The sequence below is a fragment of the Streptomyces sp. NPDC026417 genome, from assembly GCF_055567695.1.
Genome location: NZ_JBVHPY010000002.1, coordinates 497,462 through 518,781 on the forward strand (window position 1 = coordinate 497,462; position 21,320 = coordinate 518,781).

At 70.7% G+C, this 21,320-nt stretch carries 13 protein-coding genes and 5 pseudogenes; 8 read left to right on the top strand and 10 right to left on the bottom strand.

The window, feature by feature from the left end; genetic code table 11:
- Positions 1-258 precede the first annotated feature (258 nt).
- A complete protein-coding gene (locus tag ACZ4NT_RS04995; protein WP_183117208.1) occupies positions 259-399 on the top strand; it encodes a hypothetical protein in 141 nt (46 codons plus the stop codon).
- Between the two features lie 228 nt (positions 400-627).
- On the opposite strand, the gene ACZ4NT_RS05000 is transcribed toward ACZ4NT_RS04995, so the two are convergent.
- On the bottom strand, positions 628-1,602 hold the full coding sequence (locus tag ACZ4NT_RS05000) for an alpha/beta hydrolase (RefSeq protein WP_467723490.1): 975 nt from the start codon (positions 1,600-1,602) through the stop codon (positions 628-630).
- Between the two features lie 267 nt (positions 1,603-1,869).
- Between ACZ4NT_RS05000 and ACZ4NT_RS05005 the strand changes: the two genes are divergently transcribed.
- Entirely contained in the window at positions 1,870-2,787 is a 918-nt protein-coding gene (locus ACZ4NT_RS05005) for an NAD-dependent epimerase/dehydratase family protein (protein ID WP_467723492.1), read from the top strand.
- Positions 2,788-2,819: 32 nt separating this feature from the next.
- Here ACZ4NT_RS05005 and ACZ4NT_RS05010 read toward each other — a convergent pair whose 3' ends face one another.
- The gene (locus ACZ4NT_RS05010; RefSeq protein WP_467723496.1) at positions 2,820-3,185 is read right to left on the bottom strand and encodes a hypothetical protein; all 366 of its coding nucleotides are present in this window, start codon (positions 3,183-3,185) and stop codon (positions 2,820-2,822) included.
- A 581-nt stretch (positions 3,186-3,766) separates the two neighbouring features.
- Here ACZ4NT_RS05010 and ACZ4NT_RS05015 point away from each other — a divergent pair.
- Together ACZ4NT_RS05015 and ACZ4NT_RS05020 are read left to right on the top strand one after the other, a co-directional pair.
- On the top strand, positions 3,767-4,468 hold the full coding sequence (locus ACZ4NT_RS05015; protein ID WP_467723500.1) for an SDR family NAD(P)-dependent oxidoreductase: 702 nt from the start codon (positions 3,767-3,769) through the stop codon (positions 4,466-4,468).
- Positions 4,469-4,566: 98 nt separating this feature from the next.
- A pseudogene (locus ACZ4NT_RS05020) lies at positions 4,567-4,854 on the top strand (DUF2071 domain-containing protein); the annotation flags it as partial.
- A 24-nt stretch (positions 4,855-4,878) separates the two neighbouring features.
- Here the strand turns inward: ACZ4NT_RS05020 and ACZ4NT_RS05025 are convergent.
- The gene (locus ACZ4NT_RS05025) at positions 4,879-6,183 is read right to left on the bottom strand and encodes a glycosyltransferase (protein WP_467723503.1); all 1,305 of its coding nucleotides are present in this window, start codon (positions 6,181-6,183) and stop codon (positions 4,879-4,881) included.
- Between the two features lie 211 nt (positions 6,184-6,394).
- On the opposite strand from ACZ4NT_RS05025, the gene ACZ4NT_RS05030 reads away from it, so the two are divergent.
- Positions 6,395-8,473, top strand: a complete 2,079-nt coding sequence (locus tag ACZ4NT_RS05030) for a glycosyltransferase family 4 protein (RefSeq protein WP_467723506.1) — start codon at positions 6,395-6,397, stop codon at positions 8,471-8,473.
- Positions 8,474-8,525: 52 nt separating this feature from the next.
- Here ACZ4NT_RS05030 and ACZ4NT_RS05035 read toward each other — a convergent pair whose 3' ends face one another.
- Together ACZ4NT_RS05035 and ACZ4NT_RS05040 are read right to left on the bottom strand one after the other, a co-directional pair.
- The gene (locus tag ACZ4NT_RS05035; protein WP_467723573.1) at positions 8,526-9,047 is read right to left on the bottom strand and encodes a DUF427 domain-containing protein; all 522 of its coding nucleotides are present in this window, start codon (positions 9,045-9,047) and stop codon (positions 8,526-8,528) included.
- Positions 9,045-9,329, bottom strand: a pseudogene (locus ACZ4NT_RS05040) (UBP-type zinc finger domain-containing protein); the annotation flags it as partial. The pseudogene ACZ4NT_RS05040 and the gene ACZ4NT_RS05035, both read right to left, overlap by 3 nt.
- Before the next feature lie 518 nt (positions 9,330-9,847).
- Between ACZ4NT_RS05040 and ACZ4NT_RS05045 the strand changes: the two are divergent.
- A complete protein-coding gene (locus ACZ4NT_RS05045) occupies positions 9,848-10,702 on the top strand; it encodes a hypothetical protein (RefSeq protein WP_467723574.1) in 855 nt (284 codons plus the stop codon).
- A gap of 242 nt (positions 10,703-10,944) precedes the next feature.
- On the opposite strand, the pseudogene ACZ4NT_RS05050 reads toward ACZ4NT_RS05045, so the two are convergent.
- The 5 genes and pseudogenes from ACZ4NT_RS05050 to ACZ4NT_RS05070 form a co-directional block, all read right to left on the bottom strand.
- Positions 10,945-11,142, bottom strand: a pseudogene (locus ACZ4NT_RS05050) (hypothetical protein); the annotation flags it as partial.
- 470 nt (positions 11,143-11,612) lie between these two features.
- On the bottom strand, positions 11,613-13,199 hold the full coding sequence (gene dacB, locus ACZ4NT_RS05055) for a D-alanyl-D-alanine carboxypeptidase/D-alanyl-D-alanine endopeptidase (protein WP_467723507.1): 1,587 nt from the start codon (positions 13,197-13,199) through the stop codon (positions 11,613-11,615).
- A 639-nt stretch (positions 13,200-13,838) separates the two neighbouring features.
- Positions 13,839-14,306, bottom strand: a pseudogene (locus tag ACZ4NT_RS05060) (peptidoglycan-binding domain-containing protein); the annotation flags it as partial.
- A 141-nt stretch (positions 14,307-14,447) separates the two neighbouring features.
- A pseudogene (locus ACZ4NT_RS05065) lies at positions 14,448-14,708 on the bottom strand (M23 family metallopeptidase); the annotation flags it as partial.
- Between the two features lie 533 nt (positions 14,709-15,241).
- Positions 15,242-19,375 (bottom strand): nSTAND1 domain-containing NTPase, encoded by a 4,134-nt coding sequence (locus ACZ4NT_RS05070; RefSeq protein ID WP_467723509.1) that lies wholly within the window; start codon positions 19,373-19,375, stop codon positions 15,242-15,244.
- A gap of 533 nt (positions 19,376-19,908) precedes the next feature.
- Between ACZ4NT_RS05070 and ACZ4NT_RS05075 the strand changes: the two genes are divergently transcribed.
- Both ACZ4NT_RS05075 and ACZ4NT_RS05080 read left to right on the top strand, forming a co-directional pair.
- Positions 19,909-20,334: a hypothetical protein gene (locus ACZ4NT_RS05075; protein ID WP_121408744.1), complete on the top strand. Its 426-nt coding sequence runs from the start codon at positions 19,909-19,911 to the stop codon at positions 20,332-20,334.
- Positions 20,335-20,399: 65 nt separating this feature from the next.
- Positions 20,400-21,308, top strand: a complete 909-nt coding sequence (locus ACZ4NT_RS05080) for a hypothetical protein (protein WP_467723511.1) — start codon at positions 20,400-20,402, stop codon at positions 21,306-21,308.
- Positions 21,309-21,320 lie beyond the last annotated feature (12 nt).

Sequence of the window (21,320 nt, forward strand, 5' to 3'; positions counted from 1 at the left end):
AAAGCCTCCCCCACCGGATAAGGGGGAGGGAAGGGTGCGGTGGTGTGGGTCTCTTCCTCCTCCGTTAAACCCCCTCGGGGGGGGGGGGGGGTCCTTCCCCCCCCCCCCCCCCCCTCCCCGGGGAGTACGGCCGCACCCCGGCGGAACGCCCCACGCCGACGATGCCGCACCGCCCCCGTCCGGCGACGACGGCAACCCCCTGGGCTTCCTCACGCGGCGTGCGGCCGTTGAACCCCGGAAGGCCACGGAGGTCTGATCATGGCCCGCAGCACCGCGATGCGGGCCATGACGGGCGCGTCGACGATGGGGTGCGAGGGCCAATGGACAGGAGGAGCGGCCATGGGCGACGCCCAGGCCGCAGCACTGCAGGATACGGTCGAGGTCATTCTCGGCGAGTGAACGGTGGGGGGCGGACTGTTCGCCCGCCCGGTACCGGATGCGGACCGACCTGGACGAGGTGGCGCGGGATCCCCGCGTACCCGGCGTCGAGTTCTTCCGGGACCAGCCCAAGATCGAGGTGCAGTCCAGGGACGGGCCGACCTTCAGCCCGAACCTCTACTACGCGATGTCGATCGCCCGGCTGCTCGACATCGCCGAGGAGACGGGCATCGCCCGGCCCGGGTTCGTTCAGTCGTCGTGGAGGGCCGTCCTGAGCGCGTCGACGGCGAGCTTGCGGGCGACATTGGCGGCACGGGTGTCGCGCAGACTGTCCAGCAGCAAGAAGTCGTGGACCATCCCGGCCACCCGCACCGAGGTGACGTCCACGCCGGCCTCGCGGAGCTTGTTGGCGTACTGCTCGCCCTCGTCGCGCAGCACGTCGGCCTCGTCGGTGATGACCAGGGTGGTGGGCAGCCCGCGGAGCTGGTCGAGGGGCGCCTGGAGCGGGGAGGCGTACACCTCGGCGCGCTGGGACTCGTCGGTGGTGTAGGCGTCCCAGAACCACTTCATGCCGTCGCGGGTGAGGTAGTAGCCCTCGGCGAACTGGAGGTAGGACGGCGTGTCGAAGTCGGCGTTGGTCACCGGGTAGAGAAGAACCTGCGCCTTGAGGTCGATGCCGCCGCGGTCCTTGTTCATCAGCGCGAACACCGCGGACATGCAGCCGCCGACCGACTCGCCGGTGACGGCGACGCGGGAGGTGTCCAGCCCGTGCTCCGCGCCGTGCTCCATGACCCACTGGCCCACGGCGTAGTTCTGCTCGACCTGGGTCGGGTACTTCGCCTCGGGCGCACGGTCGTACACGGGGAAGATGCCCGCCGCTCCGGCGCCCACGACGAGTTCGCGGAACAGCCGGTCGTGGGTCTTGTCGTCGCCGAAGACCCAGCCGGCGCCGTGGATGTACACCACGACCGGCAGTGGTCCGGTGGCTCCCTTGGGCCGGATGATGCGGGTGCGGACCGTGCCCCACTCGCCGGCGTCCACGTCGACCCACTCCTCGTCGACGTCGGGGCGCTCGACCCCTTCGCCGCTCTGTAGGTCGGAAAGGATGCCGCGGCCCTGATCCGGCGGGACCTCGTAGATCCGGGGGTGGGGGTCGGTCGCCTCGCAGAGCTCCTTCGCGGCTGGTTCGAGGTACGGGGTGATCGGAGGGGGGAGATCCACCATGTCCACTCCATTCACGGACACGCACGTGCCCAGGGGGTTCGCTATACAGGCAGCAATCGCACCTTTTTTAATCGGCACTCACTCGTACCGGGTTCCATCGTTCGCCTCGCTCCCCCCTGCTGCAACCCGGACCACTGCGCCCGGCTCAGGAGCGTTTGGAAGCGGCTTTCCGCTTTGAAGTAAGCAGTGCTAACATGTGAATGTGCGGTTGTCTTGCAATCAAGCGCCTTCCGGGTACCGAGTAGACACGAGAGAGTGATGGTTTCCATGCATACGGTTCTGGGTGCGAACGGGCCGATCGGTGAGGAGCTGACGCGTGAGCTGTTCCGTAGTTTCACGCGTGACATCCGGCTGGTCAGTCGTAAGCCGGTGAAGATCCATGACTCGGATGAGCTGGTCGCGGCCGATCTGACGGATCCGGAGGCGACGGCCCGGGCGGTGGAGGGCAGTGAGGTCGCCTATCTCACGGTGGGTCCGCCGATGGATTCGGAGCTGTGGGAGCGGCAGTTCCCGGTGATGATGCGCAATGTCGTCGATGCCTGCGCGAAGTACGGCACCAAGCTCGTGTTCTTCGACAACACGTACATGTATCCGGGGACGACCACCCCGCAGACGGAGTCGACGGGTTTCGTGCCGAACGGCCGCAAGGGCCGGGTGCGTGCGCAGATCGCGACGATGCTGCTGGACGCGATGAAAGCCGGATCCGTCGACGCCGTCATCTGCCGGGCCCCGGAGTTCTACGGTCCCGGCAAGACGAAGAGTCTGACCAACTCCCTGGTCTTCGACCGGATCAAAGCGGGCAAACGGCCGTTCGTCCCGGTCAGTGCGAAGACGGTCCGGTCCCTGATCTGGACGCCGGACGCCAGCCGGGCCATGGCCCTGATCGGCAACACCCCGGACGCCTACGGGCAGACCTGGCATCTGCCCATCGACCAGCACCGTCTCACCTACGCCGAGCTGATCGACGTGGCCGGGGAGGTCACCGGCCGCCGGATCGGGTACAGGGTGCTGCCGCTGGCCCTGTTCAGGATCGGCGGCCTCTTCGTCGGGCCGCTCAAGGAGGTCGAGGAACTCCTGCCGCGCTACCACGGGGACAACATCTTCGACGTCTCGAAGTTCGCCGACCGCTTCCCCGACTTCCGCGTCACCTCCTACCGCGAAGGCATCACCGAGATCCTCCACTGACGCTGCCCCGGCGCCCCGCCCGCTCGGCGGCCTCACCCGTCGGTGGTGCTGCGCTCCCTGGACAGCCAGCTGCGGTAGGTGCGCAGGGCCTGGCGCTGCTTGTGCCGTTCGGAGACCAGGGCGATCGCCGGGTTCATCCCCGGATCGGTCTTGCGTCCACGCGCGAGGCGCCGCATCTGAGGGCGGGCCTTCGCCATGCCGGCGGTCGAAGCAAGGGCCTTGTCCGACCAGGTGATCGGCTCCATTGGCCGGTCGGCCTCGCGCTCGCTCCTCCAGCGGTGAGGGAGGTCGGGGGTGAGTGTCAGGGCGGCGCCCATGCCGACCGTGGCCACGCCGCTGGCGAGGACGCGCTCGGCGCAGTAGCGCTGGGTGATGCCGCCCGTGAGCATCAGTGGCACGGGTCCCTCTTGACCAGGGTCTTGCGGGGTCCACGCCCAGGACGCTGTCGAGCATCCCCTGCTGGGCTTGCGTCAGCTTGTCCCATGCGAGCCGCTGCGCGATGGTCCAAACGCCCAGGTCCTTGCCCTGCACGACGACCTCGCCCGCCCGCGAAGGCAGGACGCCAGCTGAGCGGACGTGCCGGAGGGTGAGGTGAAGCCCGCGCTGCCAATCGACCCCCAGGCCAGGCACCGGGCAGGATCGATCGCGTCCCACGCCTCCATACGGCTCTCCGCGAGCTGACCAGCGGCGGACACGCCCGTTTTCCCCGGCGGCCCGCCGTTCGGCGCTCTCACGGGTCTTGCGTGCGGCGGCACGTTGCGGGACGCAGGACCTGCGGGAGCCCGCGGACGCGCCGGCGGCCGCGCGGCACGGTCACGCACCGGCTGACTGATCTGGACCGGGGGCGCCGTCGACCCTGGTAAGCCGCCGGCAGGCCGACGCGCCGTTCCTGGTGTGCCCGCGTCTGCATCCGACCGAAGGCAGACCAGCGAATCACACATGTACTGCCAGGTCGTCGGCACGGAACGCGAGGCGGGGCATGGACCTACGAGGTGCACGGATTCTGGTGCCGGGTGCCACCGGGGAGATCGGGGCGGCGCTCGCCGTACAACTGCACGCCCTCGGTGCCCGCGCGGCGCTGGCCGGACGTGACCGCGAGGCCCTCACCCGTGTCTCGGCGGCGTGCGAGCGCGCTCCCGCCCGCACCTTCGACGCCTGGGACGCCGACTCCTGTGCGAAGACCGTCGACTGGGCGGCGGCGGAACTGGGCGGCCTGGACGGCGTCGTCGTATGCGTCGGAGTCGCGGCATTCGGGTCGGCCGGGGAGGTGGAGGACGCGGTGTCCGAACACCTGATGGCGGTGAACGCGCTGGCCCCCATGGCGTTCCTGCGGGCCGCCGGGGACCGTTTGCCCGAGGGCGGCGTCCTCGCGGCCGTCACCGGGATCGTCGCCGAGGCGGCACCGGCCCGGATGGCGGACTACGCCGCCGCCAAGGCCGCGCTGGCCACCTGGCTGACGGCCGTCCGCCGCGAGCAGCGACGCCGGGGATTGACCGTGCTGGAGATCAACCTGCCCCACATGGACACGGGCTTCGCCGGGCGCGCCGTCGTGGGCCAAGCGCCGCCGCTGCCGCGGGGATTGCCCGTTTCGGAAGCAGTGGACGTGATCGTGCGGGCGCTCTCCGAGGGGGCGAGCCTTGTGCGTCCCGGCAGCGGTGCGGCGCTCGACGTGGTGCGGTAGGGCGGACATGCCGAGGAGACGTCCGGCGTACGGCCCTTCGTCCACCGCGCCCGGCCGCGGAGGCGTTGACCCCGCTGACTCCGCGTACGGTGCGGCGCGTGCTGTTCCGGCAGCGCCGGCGAGACCTGGTGTTCCCGCACTGGCCCACCGACCCGTTCGAAGTGGCCCGACTGCTGCCGGCCGGCACCGTGCCCGACCTCCACCAGGGCCGGACGTACGTCGGCCTGGTCTTCCTCCGCATGGACGACCTCGCCTTCGGCCCTGCCGTACATGGGGAGCCTCGGCGAGGTCAACGCCCGCCTGTACCGCCGCGACGCCGCAGGACGGTGTTCCCTTCGCTCGACTGCGGCCGACCGCTGCCCGTACCGACGGCCCGCGGCGCGTTCGGCCTGCCCTCGACGGCGCCGGGATCAGTCCGTCGACTTCCGCCGGCCCATGGCGGCCAGCAGCTCTCCGGCCGCCCACCCGGGCCCCCGCCGCCGTACCGCCGCGGCCAGTTCGGGCATACGCGGGCTCACGGTCCGCCACAGCGTCCTGAGGGCCGCAGGGACGTCGGCCGGCGACAGCGTGTTCGGGTCGAGCACCACGCCGGCACCGGCGTGCTCCGCGTCCCGGGCCACCGAGAACTGGTCGCTGGAGAACGGCAGCACCACCGCGGGCACGCCCGCTCGCAGGCATTCGGTGAAGGAGTTGCTGCCACCGTGGTGCACCATCGCGTCCACCTGCTCCAGCAGCGCGCGCTGGGGCACCGACGGCACCACCACGGCCCGTTCGCCCGCGAGATCGGCCAGCGAGGCGGCCCGGTCTCCAGCCGCGACGACGACCGACCCGTCCGGCATGCCGTCGAGCAGCCCCGTGACGACGGTGCGCAGGACGTCGTCGCGCGCGGACAAGAACGTACCGAGCGCGACGAGGACGACCCTCTCGCCGCTCGAACGCAGCATTTGCAGGCGCGCGTCCCACTCCGCGTCGAGCGGGTCCGGGGCCGCGGCCATGTGCCCGGCGAACAGGCGCACCGGGCCCGGTGGAGGCGTCGGCAGCCAGCGCAACGCCGGGTAGGCGTAGACGACGGCGTGCGGCGAACTGAGGGCGAAGGCCCGGCCCGGAGCCGGCCGGGAGGGCGCGTGCCGCCGGGTGAAGGCCGCGAACAGGGCGGTGAAGGCCTCGTCGTTCTGCCGCGCTGCGGCCCTCAGTTCCCGCAGCCGCTCCGGATCGGGCCGCAGTGCGTCGGGCCAGGCGTAGGGGACGCCGAAGTAGGAGTCGGGGCCGGAGAGCACATAGCTGGGATGCCCGGGGCAGAAGGTCGCGTAGGGCACGCCCAGGCAGTGCAGGGCCAGGGTGACCGGGTAGCTGAGCTGGTCCACGACGTACCAGTCGGGGCGCAGCCGCCGGTCGGCCGAGCGCAGCGCTTCGAGCACCCCGTCCGGGTCGGCCAGCATGTCAGCCCGCCTGTGGCGGGCCTGGGCCAGCAGTGCCGACACGGCGCCCTCCCTGGTGGCGTCCAGGAACTCCGCCAGCCGGGCCGCCTCCCGGGCATCCTGCTCGGTCGCCTCGGCCACCCCGGTGTTGGCATTTCGCGTCACGGACAGCGGCTCGAAGCCCACCCCGGTCTCCCGCACCAGGTGCTCGAACGCCGGAGCGCAGGCGAAGTACACGTCCGCACCCCGCCGTCGCAGAGCCCTGGCCAGGACCGACAGCGGTCGTGCATGGGACATGAAAGGGGGACTGACGACAACGACACGCGGCATGCGAACCCCTCGGCCAAGGCATCTTCCGCCCGTTGTTCAGCAGACCCGGGCCAGCGCATCGTAGCCACGTTCGGGCAGGTCGGACGGTGTGGCAATCAGCACCGAAGGCAGGTGCATCCAGAAGGCCGACACCCCGCGAACCATAGAGGTCAGCGCCGTCCCTGAGACAGGAGAACCCGTGGCCGGCACCGCTTTCGCACCCCCCTCAGCGGCTCACGACCTCGCACGGCCGGGAGGAACGGGACACGAGACCCGCGACCCCTTGGTGGCCGCCCGCACCGCGTTCTTCAACGGCTCCGGCTGGACCGCACACCTTCCCGAGCCAGGACACGACAGACGTCTTCCCCACGCGCAGAGTGAACTGGCGAAACTGCTGGAAGCCGAGTACGGGCTCCGGCCGCGGGCCGCCCCGCCCGGCGAGGAACCCGGGGTGGACCGCCGGGACAAGGCCGTGGCGGGACTGCGTCGCGCCGCCCGGCTGGGCGTTCCGCTGACGCCGGAGGCCCTTCTCACCCACCGGGAGGACGACCCCCGCCTCATGGCCGTGCTGACGGAGCTGTGGCCGGAGACCGTTCGCTGGCACGGCCCCCGGCACGCCGAGGAAGTACTGCGCGCCATGCTCGGCGAGTCCCGCGACGGACCAGCCGCCGGCCACCTGCTGGACCTCGCGGTGGCCGCCGGCCTGCATCCCCTGACCCCGGTCGAGAGCGCGTCACTCGCGCGCACCACCACCCACCGGGCCGTACGCCATTCAGCCTGGCGGTACCTGCGTCAACTCCCCGGTGGCCCCACCCATCTGCCCCATCCTTCCCAGGCCGGGGACGCCTACGAGCGCCTCCTACTGGCGCCCCCGGTACTCGCGTTCGGCCCGGAGAAGCACGGGTCCGCGGGCCGGCTGGTCGCCCAGAGCATGCTGCTGGGCGGCCTGGACACCCCGGGGCAGGGGATGAGCGGTGGACTGGCGGTGCTGCTGGGCGGGCTCGGCGACCGGCTGGCCGCGACCGACGGGATATCCGGCGTCATCACCGTCGTGACCGCCGGGCACGAGGACCTCGCCGCCGACGACCGGCTTGCCCACGAACGCGCCCCCGGGCACTGGGTCCTGCGGCTCCCCGTGGACGCCCCCTCGGCCCCGGCCCAGGTTGAGATGCACCGCCACCGCCCCGCACTCACCTGGTGGGCGGTCCGCCTGCTCGGCGCCATGCCACGGCCCCTGGACGTCCTGCACGTCAGATACGCCGACGACGGCAGCCTGGCCCTCGCCGACGCCGCCGAGCGCCTGGGCGCCGCGCTGGTCTTCACGGCCACACCCGACCCGCACCGCGGACTCGCCGAACGCCATGCCGCGAGCGATCCCGCCGACCCCACGGCGGCGGACGCCCTCCGGCACGATCTGCACCGGGTCTTCCTGGCCGACCGGCTCGTCGAGCGCGCGGACACGGTCGTCGGTATCCCCGGACGCGGCGGCACGAGCGAACTCGTCCGCCACTTTCCCGGCCTCGCCCGGCTCAACGAAGGACGCGGACCCAGCGCCCCGCCCGAAGGCATCGCTCCCTACCGGCCCGCACCCGACGAGGACGACCGGCGGCGCGAGGCGCTGCAGGGGCTCTACCGGGACGGGACACGCCCCGACGCCCTCGACCCCCGGGACCGCGAACTTCCCGTGCTGCTGTGTGTGGGCCGGCTGCACCCGGTCAAGCAGCAGGACCTCCTGGTCCGGTCCTGGCTGGCGACGGGCGCCCACCGCACCACGACCCTCGTCCTCATCGGCGGCAGCCCCGGCACCGGCACCGCCGCGGAGGACGACATCCGTTGCCGCATCGACACCCTCATCGCCCCGCACCCGCAGGCCGCGCGCCGCCTGGCGCTGCTGCCGGCCCTGCCGAACTCCGAGGTACGCCGACTGCAGCGTGCCCTGGCACAGCGCACGGCCGACGCCTGCTGCTGGTACGTCTGCCCGAGCGCGAAGGAGGAGTTCGGGATAGCGGTCCTGGAGGCGATGGACGCCGGCCTTCCCGTCGCCGGTCCCCGCCGCGGGGGAGTCGCGCACTACCTCCGCGACCAGGTCAACGGCCTCCTGATGGACACATCCGGCCAGGCGGGCCTGATGCGGGCCCTACGGCGGGTCGCCGCCACCTCCGCCGACGAGCGGCGCCGTTACGCGGCTGCCGGCAGGAAGCTGGTCGCCGAGCGGTTCTCCGTGACACGCATGGCGGACGAACTGGCCGCCGAGTACACCGCCCTGCATACCGGCTGACCGGTGTGCAGGGCCCGCCACGAGAGGGGTGGGACCGAGCGACAACTCGGCCTCACCACAGCAGGGTGCCCGGCCCGCCCTTGAACGGCCCGCGCACCTCCGACGTGATCCAGCCGCCGTAGAAGTCGCCCTCCTGCGCCGTGACGTCCTCTCCGGCGACCGTGCAGCGGTCCATGCGGCTCGGGTAGAAGGCGAAGTAGTCCTTGAGGGCCGCGAAGCCGGGTTCGGGACGGGGATAGCTCCAGGCGGCGTCGGCGCGTACGTCGTCGTCCCCCACGGCGACGTCCCAGTACCGGGCCGAGCCCTTCCACTCGCACCAGGTCCGGCCCGAGAGCGCCGGGATCAGCAGCTCCGTACGGAAGTCCGCCGGAGGGATGTAGAACACCGGCGGATGACTGGTCTCCAGCACCCGGACGGACTTCCGGGTCTCCGCCACCACCTGGCCCGCGCACTCGACCCGCACGACGCGGTCGTCCTCCCGTACGGCGGGCGGGCGCGGGTAGTCCCAGACGGACTCGGGCGGCCGTGGGGCGGAATGCGGCACGGGTTGTTCCGGCAGCGGATCCAGGTACACCTCGTCCTCGTAGCACCAGGCCCACTCCTGGCCGGGGGCCAGGGCGCGGGCCACCGGGTGGCCGCTGGAATCGAAGTGGGTCGTCGCGTGAGCGCCGGGAGAGCTGTCGCTGCAGCCCACATGGCCGCAGGTCAAGCAGAGCAGCAGGTCGGCCGGCGCCCGTCCGCGTGCCGCGCACGTCGTGCATGTTCCACTCAGCGGCGCCGGTTCGGCCGTCCCGGTGTGAGAACAGGGCCTCCCGGAGGGCCGGCCGCCGTCGTGCCGGGGCGCCCACTTCGTCATCGGTGATCACCGGCCGGTGCAGTGCTGTCCACGATCTCTCCTCCGCCGTCTCTCGTCTCACCCCTTGCTTCGCCCCCACCCTGCGCGGGGGATGCAGGCGGCGGGCAAGTGCGCCGCCGTTCAGCGGGGCCGGGGAGCGCAGTCGTGCCGGTGTCGGCCGGGTTGATCGGAGCCGGCCTCCCACCTGGCGAGGATCTTGAGCCGCTCTTCGTCGGGGCATCCCCCCACGCCGACGGCACGCTCGTCGCCGCCGAGGCCGGTCCCGGGCAAGACCGTTACGGGTCCTGGGCCCGTACGAGACTCAAGATCGCGCACCGCCCTTGACGCCGCAACCAGTGTCTCGTGGAGACGCGCACACCAGGAGGCCACGCACGCCGCGCTGGACTGCCCATCAGGCGGGCCGGCTGCGGACGCGTCCCCGCCGAGTGAGAGACCAGCGGTAGTCCAGAGGCGTCACCCCGCGCGTGCCGTAACTTCGACCACCCCGTTCTCGTACCGCCGCATATGCACATCCTTCGATGTCGATGTCGATGTCGATGTCGATGTCGATGTCGATGTCGATGGACGACGGTCGGCGGGCGAATGCCCGTGTCGGCCGGTCGGTGGAGGACGCGACGGGCCCTGGGCGTGCGTACCCCGATATGGTCCGCGCATCCCACGTACCGTCAAGCCACCCGCCGATCCTCGCCGTCACCCCCGCAGGCACGACCTTCGTGCCGGTTCGGAGTCGGCCTTTCTCGACGTCGCCGTCGGAACAGGAGCAGTCCATGCGTCTCTACGCCCAGACCCCAGCGCGTCGGGGTCGTCAGCTGATCGCGGATCTGATCGCTCTGCTCCTGATCGCGATCACCGTGAAGTTCGCCCTGGTCGTCCGTGACGCGATCCTGACGCTGGCCGAGCCCGGGCGGAAGGCGGAGAGCGCGGGAGACAGTCTTGCCTCCGGTCTCGACGACGCCGGCAACGCGGCCTCGAAGGTCCCCTTCGTCGGGGACTCGTTGAAGAAGCCGCTCAAGAGCGCGGCCGACGCCGGCACCAGCCTCTCCGATGCCGGACAGTCCTTGCAGGACACCGTGAGCCAGGTCGCCACCCTCACGACGATCGCCCTGATCGTCCTCCCGACCGCCGTCATCCTGGTGTTCTGGCTCGTTCCACGGCTGCGGTGGATCCGGCGCAGCGCCACGACTCGTCGCCTTCTCGACGCCCCTGGTGGCGCCGACCTCCTCGCGCTGCGCGCGCTCACCGGGCCGCAGCGGCCACTGGCCGCGATTTCCACGCCGCCGGGCGGCCTGGCCGACGCCTGGCGTCGCGGGGACCCGGATGTCATCGCCGATCTGTCGACGCTGACGCTCCGACGCGCGGGTCTTCGGCCCTGATGGAGGAGAACGCCCCCGTCTTCCGGTCCGCGACCGGAAGACGGGGGCGTCCCGCGCAGGCACCATCTGTGGCACCGGTCAGGTTCGAGCGTGTGCAGCAACAACCTGCTCCAGCGGGTTAACAGGCTTGCCCGACTGGCCATGTAGTCGCAGACCACGGCAACTGCGGCTGCAGTACTGGTGATGGTGCACCCACGCTTGGCGAGCAGGGGCCGCACCTCACTGGCCGCCCGGGTGATGGTCGAGCGGCCCACGCCGAACCAGCAGGCCGGCACGTCATGGGTGGCCCCATGACGGAGATGACCGGGGTGGCCAGCAGCCGGTCGGCGAACACCAGCTGGCGCTCCGCACCGGCGCCTACGGCCGCTTCCGTGGCCGGCGTACGAGCCTGGCCTGATGGCGCTGGACCCACAACGGACTGATCTCCTACACGAGTTCACCGATCACCTCGGCCGTCAGGCCCCTGATCGGCCGGTTGCTTACGAGCACGGCGCGCGTTGCATTCCCCACCACATGGCCATGATCAACGATCAACAGCTCGACGTCTCACCGCCAACCATTCACGAGCTTGTGATGAGGCGGACGAAGGTGATGTGTCCGCCTCGTCTGAGGATGAGCGCATGCCGGCCGTAGTCGACCAGCTTGCTCGGCGCAAGGACGGCGCCGGGCTGCGTCTCTGATTTTAGGTTTGCATGCTCATGTAGGCAGCTGCTGCCTCGGATGATCACAGGCGACCTGTCACGATCATGCCGTGAGTCGCCGTAGGTTCCCCCCGTCGAGATGCCGCGGAGCGCACGGGCACCTGCGCCCCCCGGGGCCCTGTGCAGCAGCCCCCGCGCGGGACGGACCCGGGCAGGGGCTGCGGCAGACGTGTTGGTGGAGGGCTGGCCCGCTGGGACCCGGCCGGGTGCTAGTTGCCCCGGGAGGCCTGCTCCTGGAGGAGCGCGGTGATCTGGTTGACGTCGTTGAAGATGCTGAGGAAGCTCGTGAGGTCGGGGCTGCTGGCCCCGTTGACGCCGACGAAGAAGGTCAGCAGCCGGCCGTCGTCGGTCCTCAGATATCCCGCTTCGTTCTGCGCCGTGGCCGCGAGCTGCTGGTTCAACTCGTCCCCACCGATGATGGTCCCGGGCTTGGCGAAAACCTTGCCCTTCGCTGGGCAGTTGGTCCTGCAGGAGATCCCGTTCGAACCGTCCACGCCGAGGATCGGGAGCAGGCGCCGGAAGGCCTTTGCGTCCGGCGTGTGATGCCAGTAGGTCAGGAGCTCGACGAGACCCTTCGGTGTGACCCTCTCGGACGGCGTGCCACCGCGCCCGTCGGAGAGCTGGAACTGCTTCGGGTCAATGTCCGCGACGTCGGTGAGGAAGTCGTGCTCGATCGGGAACGCGTCGAAGCAGTTCTTGCTGCCTCGTGCGACAGCCATGTTGCACAGGGCCAGGTTGGCACCGAGGTTGTGACTGACCTTGAGGATGAGCTTTGCGTACTGGCTGTAGGGCGGGGAGACGTACGCCGCGACACGGGGGGCGTTGCGGTAGGAGGCAGGGAGCTGCTTCTGCGGGTTGGGGCCGGTGGGCGGCGCGGTGACGGTGACGCCGGCGCGGGCGAGGGCCTCGATCAGCGCGGTGCGGCCGAACGCGTTCGGGTCCTTGATGGCGGAGACGCGCAGCTCCGGCTTGGCGCCTGCGGCGATGGTGCCGGTGAGGTTGATGCGGGTGCCATCGGGCGACGCGGTCACCTTGATGGACGTGGTTTCGCCACTGGACACTGTCCGCACGCTGGACGTCACCTTGTACGGCGCGACCTGCGGGCGCCAGGACAGCTTGGCCTGCTGTCCGGGTCGGGTCGGGGTCGTGAGCAGGTCGATCAGGTTGTCGTTGAGGATCAGCGGTGTGGGCTGCGGGTCCAGGGCGGGAAGTTTGAACAGACGGGGGTCGATGACGACGTTGCCGTCGACCCGGGTGATCCCGGCCTTGCGGATCTGCCTGGCGATCTGGTTGATGCCGGCGAGCGGGTTCTCAGGAGTGAGGGCGGCGCCGGGGAGTTCGGCCTCGGTGTGGTCGATGTCCGTGTAGTCGACCGAGCCGTCGGGCTTGGTGCGCCCGCCCATGGTCAGGTCGCCTTGCGCGATCAGGGCCAGATTCCCGTGCAGGGTCGATCCGGTGCGATGCCCGGTCGCCATGACGGGAGTTGTGAAGCGGTGGTCGGGCCCGAGGGTGTGCCAGGCGGTCGAGATGGTGACGAGCTTGACCGTCGAGCCCGGGACGAAGAACTGGTCCGCGAACCGGGAGTGAATTACCTGGCCGCTCTCCGGGTCCGTTTCCAGCACACCCCACTGCGCGTGCTCGTAGCCGGGCTTGTGCATGATCGCCTCGATGGCGGGCCCGAGGTCGTCGCCGTGGGCCGCCGCGGCGGGACCGGCGGCCGCCGCGCCGCTCAGCGCGCTGAGAGTCGCACCGGCGGCGACCAAGGCACGGATCCGTCCGCAGAACATCGGTCTCATACGTTCCGTCATTTCGTGAGGTGGCAAAGCCGGGTTGAGGCAGTCCGCGACGCGCAGGCCCGTCAACACAGCAGCTCCACGGCCTGGGACCACTTCTGGCGGCATGCTAGGGAGATAAGGCCCGGCCACTCGGTCGCCTGGCCCGGTCGCGCGGCCACAGGGCGGAACTTCATCCAGTCGGTCGATCATCGATGATGCGAACCGTTTGGTTGCGATCATCAAGTGATGCTCCGGCCTGGTCGGCCCTCCACCCCACGGTGCAGGACAATCGAAGCCTGTTATGGGAAGCCGTTGTCTTTCCGAGCGTGTTGGGTGCGTTCCTGTCGGCCAGGTGTGGGGGCCGCGTTTCGGCGGGAGGGACGAGGAGTGGTGTCGTCTCTTCGGTGGAGGTGTCGGGGTGCCGTCGGTGATGGGGTTGCTGGGGGAGCGTGAACGCGCCGCTCGGCAGCGGGTGGAGGCTCTGCAGGCGGCGCCCGCACGATCGCCCTCGGCTTTGGTTCTGCGGCATGGCCTCGTGCAAGATCCCCTCCGGGGCCACCCCGACGTCGCCCTCGACTCTGTGAAGCGCCGGACGTCCTCGCGGCCGATCCGACGCCGGTCGTGGGCGGAGTTGCCGTGCTTCCCCGCCCACGAGGGTGCTTATCGTCCGGCCTGCAAGGCTGCCCAGGTCTGCGGGCCGACGTCGCCGTCGACACCGAGGCTGCGGGTGGTCTGGTAGTCGCGCACGGCTTGTTCGGTGGTGGGGCCGAAGTCCCCGTCGATGCCCACGGTTCGGCCCAGTGCCGCGGTCAGTGCTCGCTGCAGTCGGCTGACGTCCGCGCCGGTCGACCCGTTCTGCAGCGCCGGTGTCGAGCCGTACGACAGCAGGGCCGTCCAAGTCCTGGGACCGATGTCACCGTCGGCCGTGAGGCCCCGGGCGGACTGGAAGGCCGTCGTCGCCGTTGCGGTGTTGGGCCCGAAGTCGCCGTCCGGTTCTCCCGGATCGTGTCCGGCGGCGATCAGTCGGCATTGCGCCGCCTTGACCAGACTGCTGTTGGATCCCTGCTGGATGAGGGGGTACGCGGTGAAGTCGAGGTTGACGCCGCTGCAGGTGGGCGCTGGTGTGCCGCCGCAGTTGTTGCTGGTGACGTTCCGCCAGGTCTGGCCGTTGGCCTGGCCGTACTCGACGCCGTTGAACCAGGGGCGGATCCGTTCGGAGGTGGAGTTGCCCCAGGTGGCGGCTCCGTTGTTGTCGGCGTCGTAGGCGAGCTCGAAGTGCAGGTGCGGGTGGTTGTTCGAGGTAGGCCCCGTCCTGCCGACCCGGCCGATCAGCTGGCCGCGCTGCACCGTCTGGCCCACGCTGACATCACGGCTCTGCAGGTGCAGGTATGTGGTGAAGTAGCGCTGCCCGTGGTTGATCTGGATCACGTTGCCGGCGTTGGAATGGTAGAAGGACTGCCGGACCGTGCCGGAGGCCGGAGCCAGCACCGGTGCTCCTTCGGTGCCGGCCTGGTTGGGCTCGCGGACCATGTCGAGCGCGGGTGCGTGTGCCCAGCTGTCGAGTCGCCACTGCTGGCCGCAGGTGAAGGGCAGTTGGAAGGCGATCGGCGGGGCCGCCGCGGCGGCCGGCGCCGCGGCCTGCCAGGGCAGGACGACGAGAGCGGCAACAACCACGAGCAGTCTGCCGAGCAGCCCTGCGCTCAGCGTGCGGATGAGGGATGTCAACGTGCCTCCTTCTTTGGTGCCGAGTTCATGCGTGTCCGGGGCGGGGTGTGACGGCGGCGATGGGACGGCAGATGCCCTTCCGCTGTGGCTGGGCGCTGCGGGACGGCCGCGTTCGGTCGCGGTGTGTCGCCCGCATGGCGCTCACGATGAGGGCCGAGGTGGCGGCAGCCGTGTACGGCCCTCATCGTGAGCTCGTCGGCGGGGGAGCGACCGGTGCGCTGAGCGTGCCCTGCGTCGGTATAGACCGGGTATTCCCGAAGGTCACCCGGCCGCCCTGGGCGGTGGTGCCGGCCACGGACCGCTTGCTGGGGAGCACGCCGCGCCGACGGCGTGCCGGGTCAGGGCTGCGGACAGAGCGCGCCGGTGTCCTGGCCGGGAAGATGGCGGTCGAGTTGCGCCGCGGTGGGCAGTGGCTCGGTGGCTCGGCAGATGCGCCGGATGGCTTCGGTCGCGGTCAGCGGCCAGTGGATGATGCGCTGGTCGGCTCCCGCGGACAGCAGGGTTCCGTCCGGGGTGAATGCCAAGCCCTGCACGTCTGCCGAGTGGCCGGTGAGGGTGGCGATGCGCCGGTGGGTTCGTACATCCCAGACGACGATCGTGTGATCCTCACCTGCCGAGGCGAGGAGGCGTCCGTCCCTGCTGAAGGCGAGCGTGCCGACCGCTGCGGTGTGGCCGGTCAGGGTGCCCCTGCTTTTCCATGTCCGGGTCGACCACAGGCGCACCGTGTGGTCCGAGCCGGCGGTGGCGATCAGATCGCCCGCCGGAGTGGCCGCGATGTCCTGCGTGGACCCCTGCGTGGCCGGGAAGGCCTTCACCAGCCGGTCGTCGGCGGTGCTCCACACGGCGATGCCACCGGCCGGTGTGCTCGCGACGAGGAGGCCGCCCCGAGCGGGGTAGGCCATGGCGGTCGAGGTGCGCGGGCCGGCCGGCGCCGGCAGCGGACGGGGGTGTGCCGGGTCGCTGACCCTCCAGCGGAACGTTCCTCCCAGGGACATCACGGTGACCGTGCTGCCGTCCGGGCTGAAGGCGACGTCCGTGCCGGTGCCTATACCGGTGAAGGTGATGGTGGTGTGGCGCCGCCCGGTCGACGGGTTCCACAGAGTCAGGGTGTGGTCGCGCGTCACGGCCGCCAGCACCGTGGCGTCCGGGTTGAACGCGACTGCCTTGACATGGTCGGAGTGTCCGCCCAGCAGCCGTTCGGCAGCACCGGAGGCATTCCAGATTCGTACGGACCTGTCGTCGCCGGCGGAGGCGACGAGCCGGCCGTCGGGGCTGACGTCCACGTCGTTCACGGCGCCCCCGTGACCGCTGAAGGGTAGGGCCGTTCGGCGCACCACGATGGTGCGTCCCAGGCCGCCCGAGACCACCGTGCTGGCGTCCGGTGCCAGGTCCAGAGCCATGGTCTCCGAGCGGTAGCGGTCGGCGTGGCGGGCGATCTGCTCGCGGCGCCGGTAGTCCCAGATCGAGATCATGCCCTCTTCGTCGGCGATCGCGATCCGATCACCGACCGGCGCGGAGATCATCCAGGGGAAGGCCGTCTGCACCGGGAGGTCGGCGAACTGGCGGGCCGAGCTGCCGGTCAGCCGCCAGAACCTGATGCCGTGTTCTTCGGAGGCCGTGGCCAGGACGTCGGATGTGGAGCCGAACCGGGCCACCTGGGCGCCGTCGGTGTTCAGCTCGAAGCGACGGCGACCGGTTTCGATGTCCCAGACGGCCACCGTCCCATCGGTAAGGGTGACGGCGAGCGAGCGCTGATCGCCGGCCAGGCTGAGTGCCGCGGGCATGCCGGTGGGCAGGAACACGGCCTTGCCACCGCCCAGCGTGGCTACCCGTGTGCCCTTGCCGGTGCCGTAGGCCACGACCGTGCCGTCGGCGCTGAAGGCCAGACCGTTGCTGAGGTCTCCGGACACGACCTGCTTGAACAGCACCTTCCTCGACCGGACCTCCCGCACGACGACCGAGCCTCCGGTCGGCTGCTTCGGATTGTTCAACCGGGCCAGGGACGCCAGCCGGGTCCCGTCGGCGTTGAAGGCCACCCTCAGCGCGAAGAACCCCTGGGGGAGTGGCTTGACGACATGCTCGGTGAAGGAGGCCAGCCTCCTGTGTCGTTTCGGATCCCACAGCTCCACGGTGCCGTCGCTGGTGGCCGCGGCCACCAACGAGCCGTGAGGGGACAGGGCCAGGCCGAACGACGCGGGCCCGTTCGTGTTGAGTACGACGCTGGGCTGCGCGGACGCCGACGTGCTGATCACCGCGCCCAGGGTGTCGGCGTCGGGATGCAGCCGATAGGCGGCCAGGGCGAGGGGCCGGGCGACGTCCGGGTCGGTGGCGACCAGCGAGCGCGACGTGAGCGCCGCCTGATGGGCCAGGACGGTCAGGTGCTCGCGCTGTGCCTCCTGCCGCTGCTGCCAGGCGGCACCGCCCCCGGCCACGGTCGCCGTCAGCAGCACCGCCAGCACTATCGCCAGGACCCTCAACCGGCGGACCCGGCGCCGCGCCGCAGCGAGTTCGGACTCGGCCAGTTCCTCGCTGGCGTCGAGGAACTCACGCTCCAGAAGGTTCAACTCCGAGCGGTGCGGGCGCGCCTCGGCCAGCCTCAAGCCCCGATAGAGTCCTCCGGCGTCCCGCCCCGACTGCTGCCAGGCTCGGGCCGCGGCAGTGAGCCGCTGCCGTACGACCAGGCGCCAGCGGTCCTCGCTCAGCCAGGCCCGCAGTCTGGGCCACGCCACGATGAGCGCCTCATGGGCGATCTCCACCCGATCCTGGTCCACGACCACCAGGCGCGCCGCCACCAGCTCGTCGACCACATCCGCGACCGCCGCGGCCGGGCCCATCCCGTCGAGTTCGGTTTGCGGGACCCGTCGCCGGCTGTCCCGCACCCCGTCCTCGTCCAGGCTGATCAACCGCTGCATGAGCCGGCGCACCAGGTCCTGCTCGGCGGGTTCGAGCTCGGTATAGACGTGTTCGGCGGTCTGCGCGATCGCACCGTGCATCCCGCCCCCTGCCTGGTACGCCGCGAGGGTCAGGGTGCGGCCGGCCCGCTTGCGCCAGGTCTCCCGCAGCGCGTGGGACACCAACGGGAGTGCGGCGGCAGCGCCGGAGGCCTCCGCCACCACGGTCGCCAGCAGATCGGCGTCGACCGAGCAGCCCTCAAGGTCCGCCGGCCGGACGATCAGCTCTCGCAGTTCCGCGGCCGACGGCGGGCCGACCAGCAGCTGCGCGTCGCTCATCAGCGCCGGCGCCAGCTCGCTCAGCCCGGTCATCTGGACGAAGAAGTCCGCACGGACACTGAGCACGACCTTCGTTCCGGCATGGGACGCCGCTAACAGCCCGGCGACGAATTCCTCCCGTACCGTGGGATCGGAGCACACGGTGAACAGTTCCTCGAACTGATCGACCACCAGCAGCACTTGGCCGGCGGGCTGGTCGTGCTCGGCGAGCGCGGCCGCCAGCTGTTTCACCGGCTGGTCGGTCGGCGTCATCATGACCGGCTGCCACCGAGCGGTCGTATCCCGCCGGATCCGGCCCAGTAGGCCCGCCGCCAGCAGCGAGGTCTTCCCCGATCCCGACGCGCCGAACACGACGACCACGGGGAAGCGTGCCACGCGCTCCCACAGCAGCCCGCACAGCCGGTCGCGGCCGAAGAACCGGTCGTGATCCGAGGAGGTGAACGCCGGCAGGCCCCGGTAGGGGTTGGCCCCGACCGGCGCCAGTGCCGCGACGGGGACCGGAGACGGCATGAGTCCCTCATCGCCGCGGAGCATCGCCTGGTGCAGGCGCTGCAGACCCGGGCCGGGCTCGACGCCCAGTTCGGTCCCGTACAGCGCATGGGTGCGCCGGTAGAGCTCGAACGCCTCGGCCTGCCTGCCCGAGCGATACAGGGCCGTCATGAGCTGGCCGCGGAGCGACTCCCGAAAGGGATGCCGGGGCAGCAGCTCCGTCAGCTCTACGACCACCTCGGCATGCCTGCCGAGGGCCAGACCGCAATCGGCCCACCGCTCATGCACGGCAAGACGCAGCTCCTCCAGCCGGGCCGCCCGGGTCGCGACGGCTTCGGTATCCAGGAACTCCGCGAACGCAGGCCCGTTCCAGCACCGCAGCGCCTCACCGTGCAACTCCTGCGCGCCCGCTGTCTCACCCTGTCGCAAGGCCTCCTCCGCCTGGAGGGCCAGCCGTTCGAACCGCGTGGCGTCCAGCGCATCACCCGCCACCACGCTGTAGCCGTCGCCCTGCCGTTCGATGCGCTCCGGGCCCAGGGCCTTGCGCAGCTGATGGACGTACAGCTGCAGGTTCTTACGCGCCGAGCGCGGCGGTCGCTCGCCCCACAGCGCGCTCATCAGGAGCTCCGAAGACACGGGCCGGTCGGGCCTGCTCAGCAGGACCGCGAGCAGCAGACGCACCTTGGGCGATCCGATGTCGACCGGCGAGCCCTCGCGACGGACCGCCAGATCCCCCAGAATCCCCAACTCCACTCGGCCTCCCCCAAGGCTGCACGGATCAACGCTGGCGGCCCGAAGGTACACCAGCCTCTCCGACGTAGACCCGCGCCGGCCCGCCCGAGCCACGCATGACGCCGCACTGACGTGGATCAGCGGGCTGCCGCCTGGTGCGGCCTCCCAGGCCGACACCCCTGGCCGCGTGCTCCGAGGATCCGGGATTCGCAGCCGGCCGAAGCCACGCCCGATCACCTGCCGCACGCATCCCCATCAGGACTTATACGGCTCCTATACCGCGTCTCACCACGATCGCTTCCCGTACCGGGCCACCGGCTCCTTGGCCCCTCCGATCCAGGAAGGAACGGGTGCGCCCATTCAGAACGACGCCGACCAGTCCAACCGGCACCCCCCGCCGTGGAGATGACGTCGGAGTCGCCGAGAACGCGAAAGGACACGGCGTGAAGCTCGGGTTCAGCTCGGGAAGCGATCGGAACACCCATCAGCGGAACACTGGGAAGGCAGGACAGCACATGCGGACAAAGCTCGCGGCAGTCGCAGGAGTGGCCGTCATGACCGCCACGCTCGGACTGGTCGGCGCGTCCCCCTCGGCCGCCGGCCCCAACTGCGCCTCCGGCTACCACTGCGTCTTCTACACCGACATCAACTCGGCACGGCAGTCCTTCTTCAACTCCGATCCGGACTTCTCCAACGACACCTTCGACGAAGCCAACGTCAGCGGGGTCGGCCAGAACCGCTCGGTCAACAACAACGTCTACTCGGCCAGCAATTCAAGCACCGGGAACTACGAGAGCCACTACTGGGACAACACCAACGCAACGGGCTTCCTGTTCTGCCTGAACCCCGGTCACTACGTCAACTCCGCCTCCACCGTCGACCAGGCGGGCAGGCAGAACGGCGATCCGCTGCCCTCCGACCTCCGCAACCGGGCCAGCCGGCTGACGCTCCCGGGCCGGACGTCGACCGACTGCTTCTGACCTTGGTGAACGTGGGGGGCCGGCGCGAACCGGGCCCGCACGTTCCGGACCTCGACAGGATTCACATGGCACTGAGCTTCCACGGCACTCGCCGGCACCTCGCCGCCTGCGTCCTGACCGCCACGGTGGGCGCAACGATCTGGGCGTTCACCGACGCGAGGGCCCAGAACCCCGAACCCCGGCCCCATCGTCCGCCGTCCCCGGCCGCGCTGGCCGAACAAGGCTTGCGTCCGCCGATCTACACCCAGCTCTACGCCTGGACCCGGAGTGGCGAACAGATCGCGACCGCCCAGCAACAGGTCCTCGTCGCCTGCATGGCCGAGCGCGGATTCACCCTCGAACCCGCTCCCGTGGCGAAGGCAGGTGACGCGGCGGTGTCCCGCCCGACTCCGTTCGGTCTCGAGACCCTGGGAGAAATCGGGGCGGACAGGCAGACGCAGGCGCCACCGGAGCAGCCGCGAGGAGAGGCCTTCAATCGCGCCCTCTACGGCAAACCCGGAAACGAGATCTCCGTCAAGGGCAAACTGCTCAAGGTGACCATGCCGGCGAGCGGCTGCCAGGCCGAGGCGGAGAAGCACATGCTGGGCGACGGCCGGGTGCGGTGGACGGAACTGCGGATGCAGCTCGACGAGGGGGAGCAGACAGCGTTCAAGTGGCTCAAGCACGACTCCCTCTTCCGCAAGGCGAACGAGGGCTGGCGGCGGTGCATGCTCACCAACCGCGTCCAGGCCAAAGACCCCCTCGACCTGGTCAGAGCCTTGCCGCCCGACGCGGACATCCGCACCCACCCCGCGACCAAGGCGGACGTCCGGTGCAAGCAGGACACCGGATACCTGCGCACCGCCTACGCCAGACTCGCCGTGATGCAGCAGCGCTGGCTCGACGAACACCCCGACGTGCTCGAGGACCGCACCGCGCTCCGGGACAGGCAGTTGAGAATCGCCCGCCAGATCCTCCAGGGGCAGACCGGCTGAGCACCCCGGCGC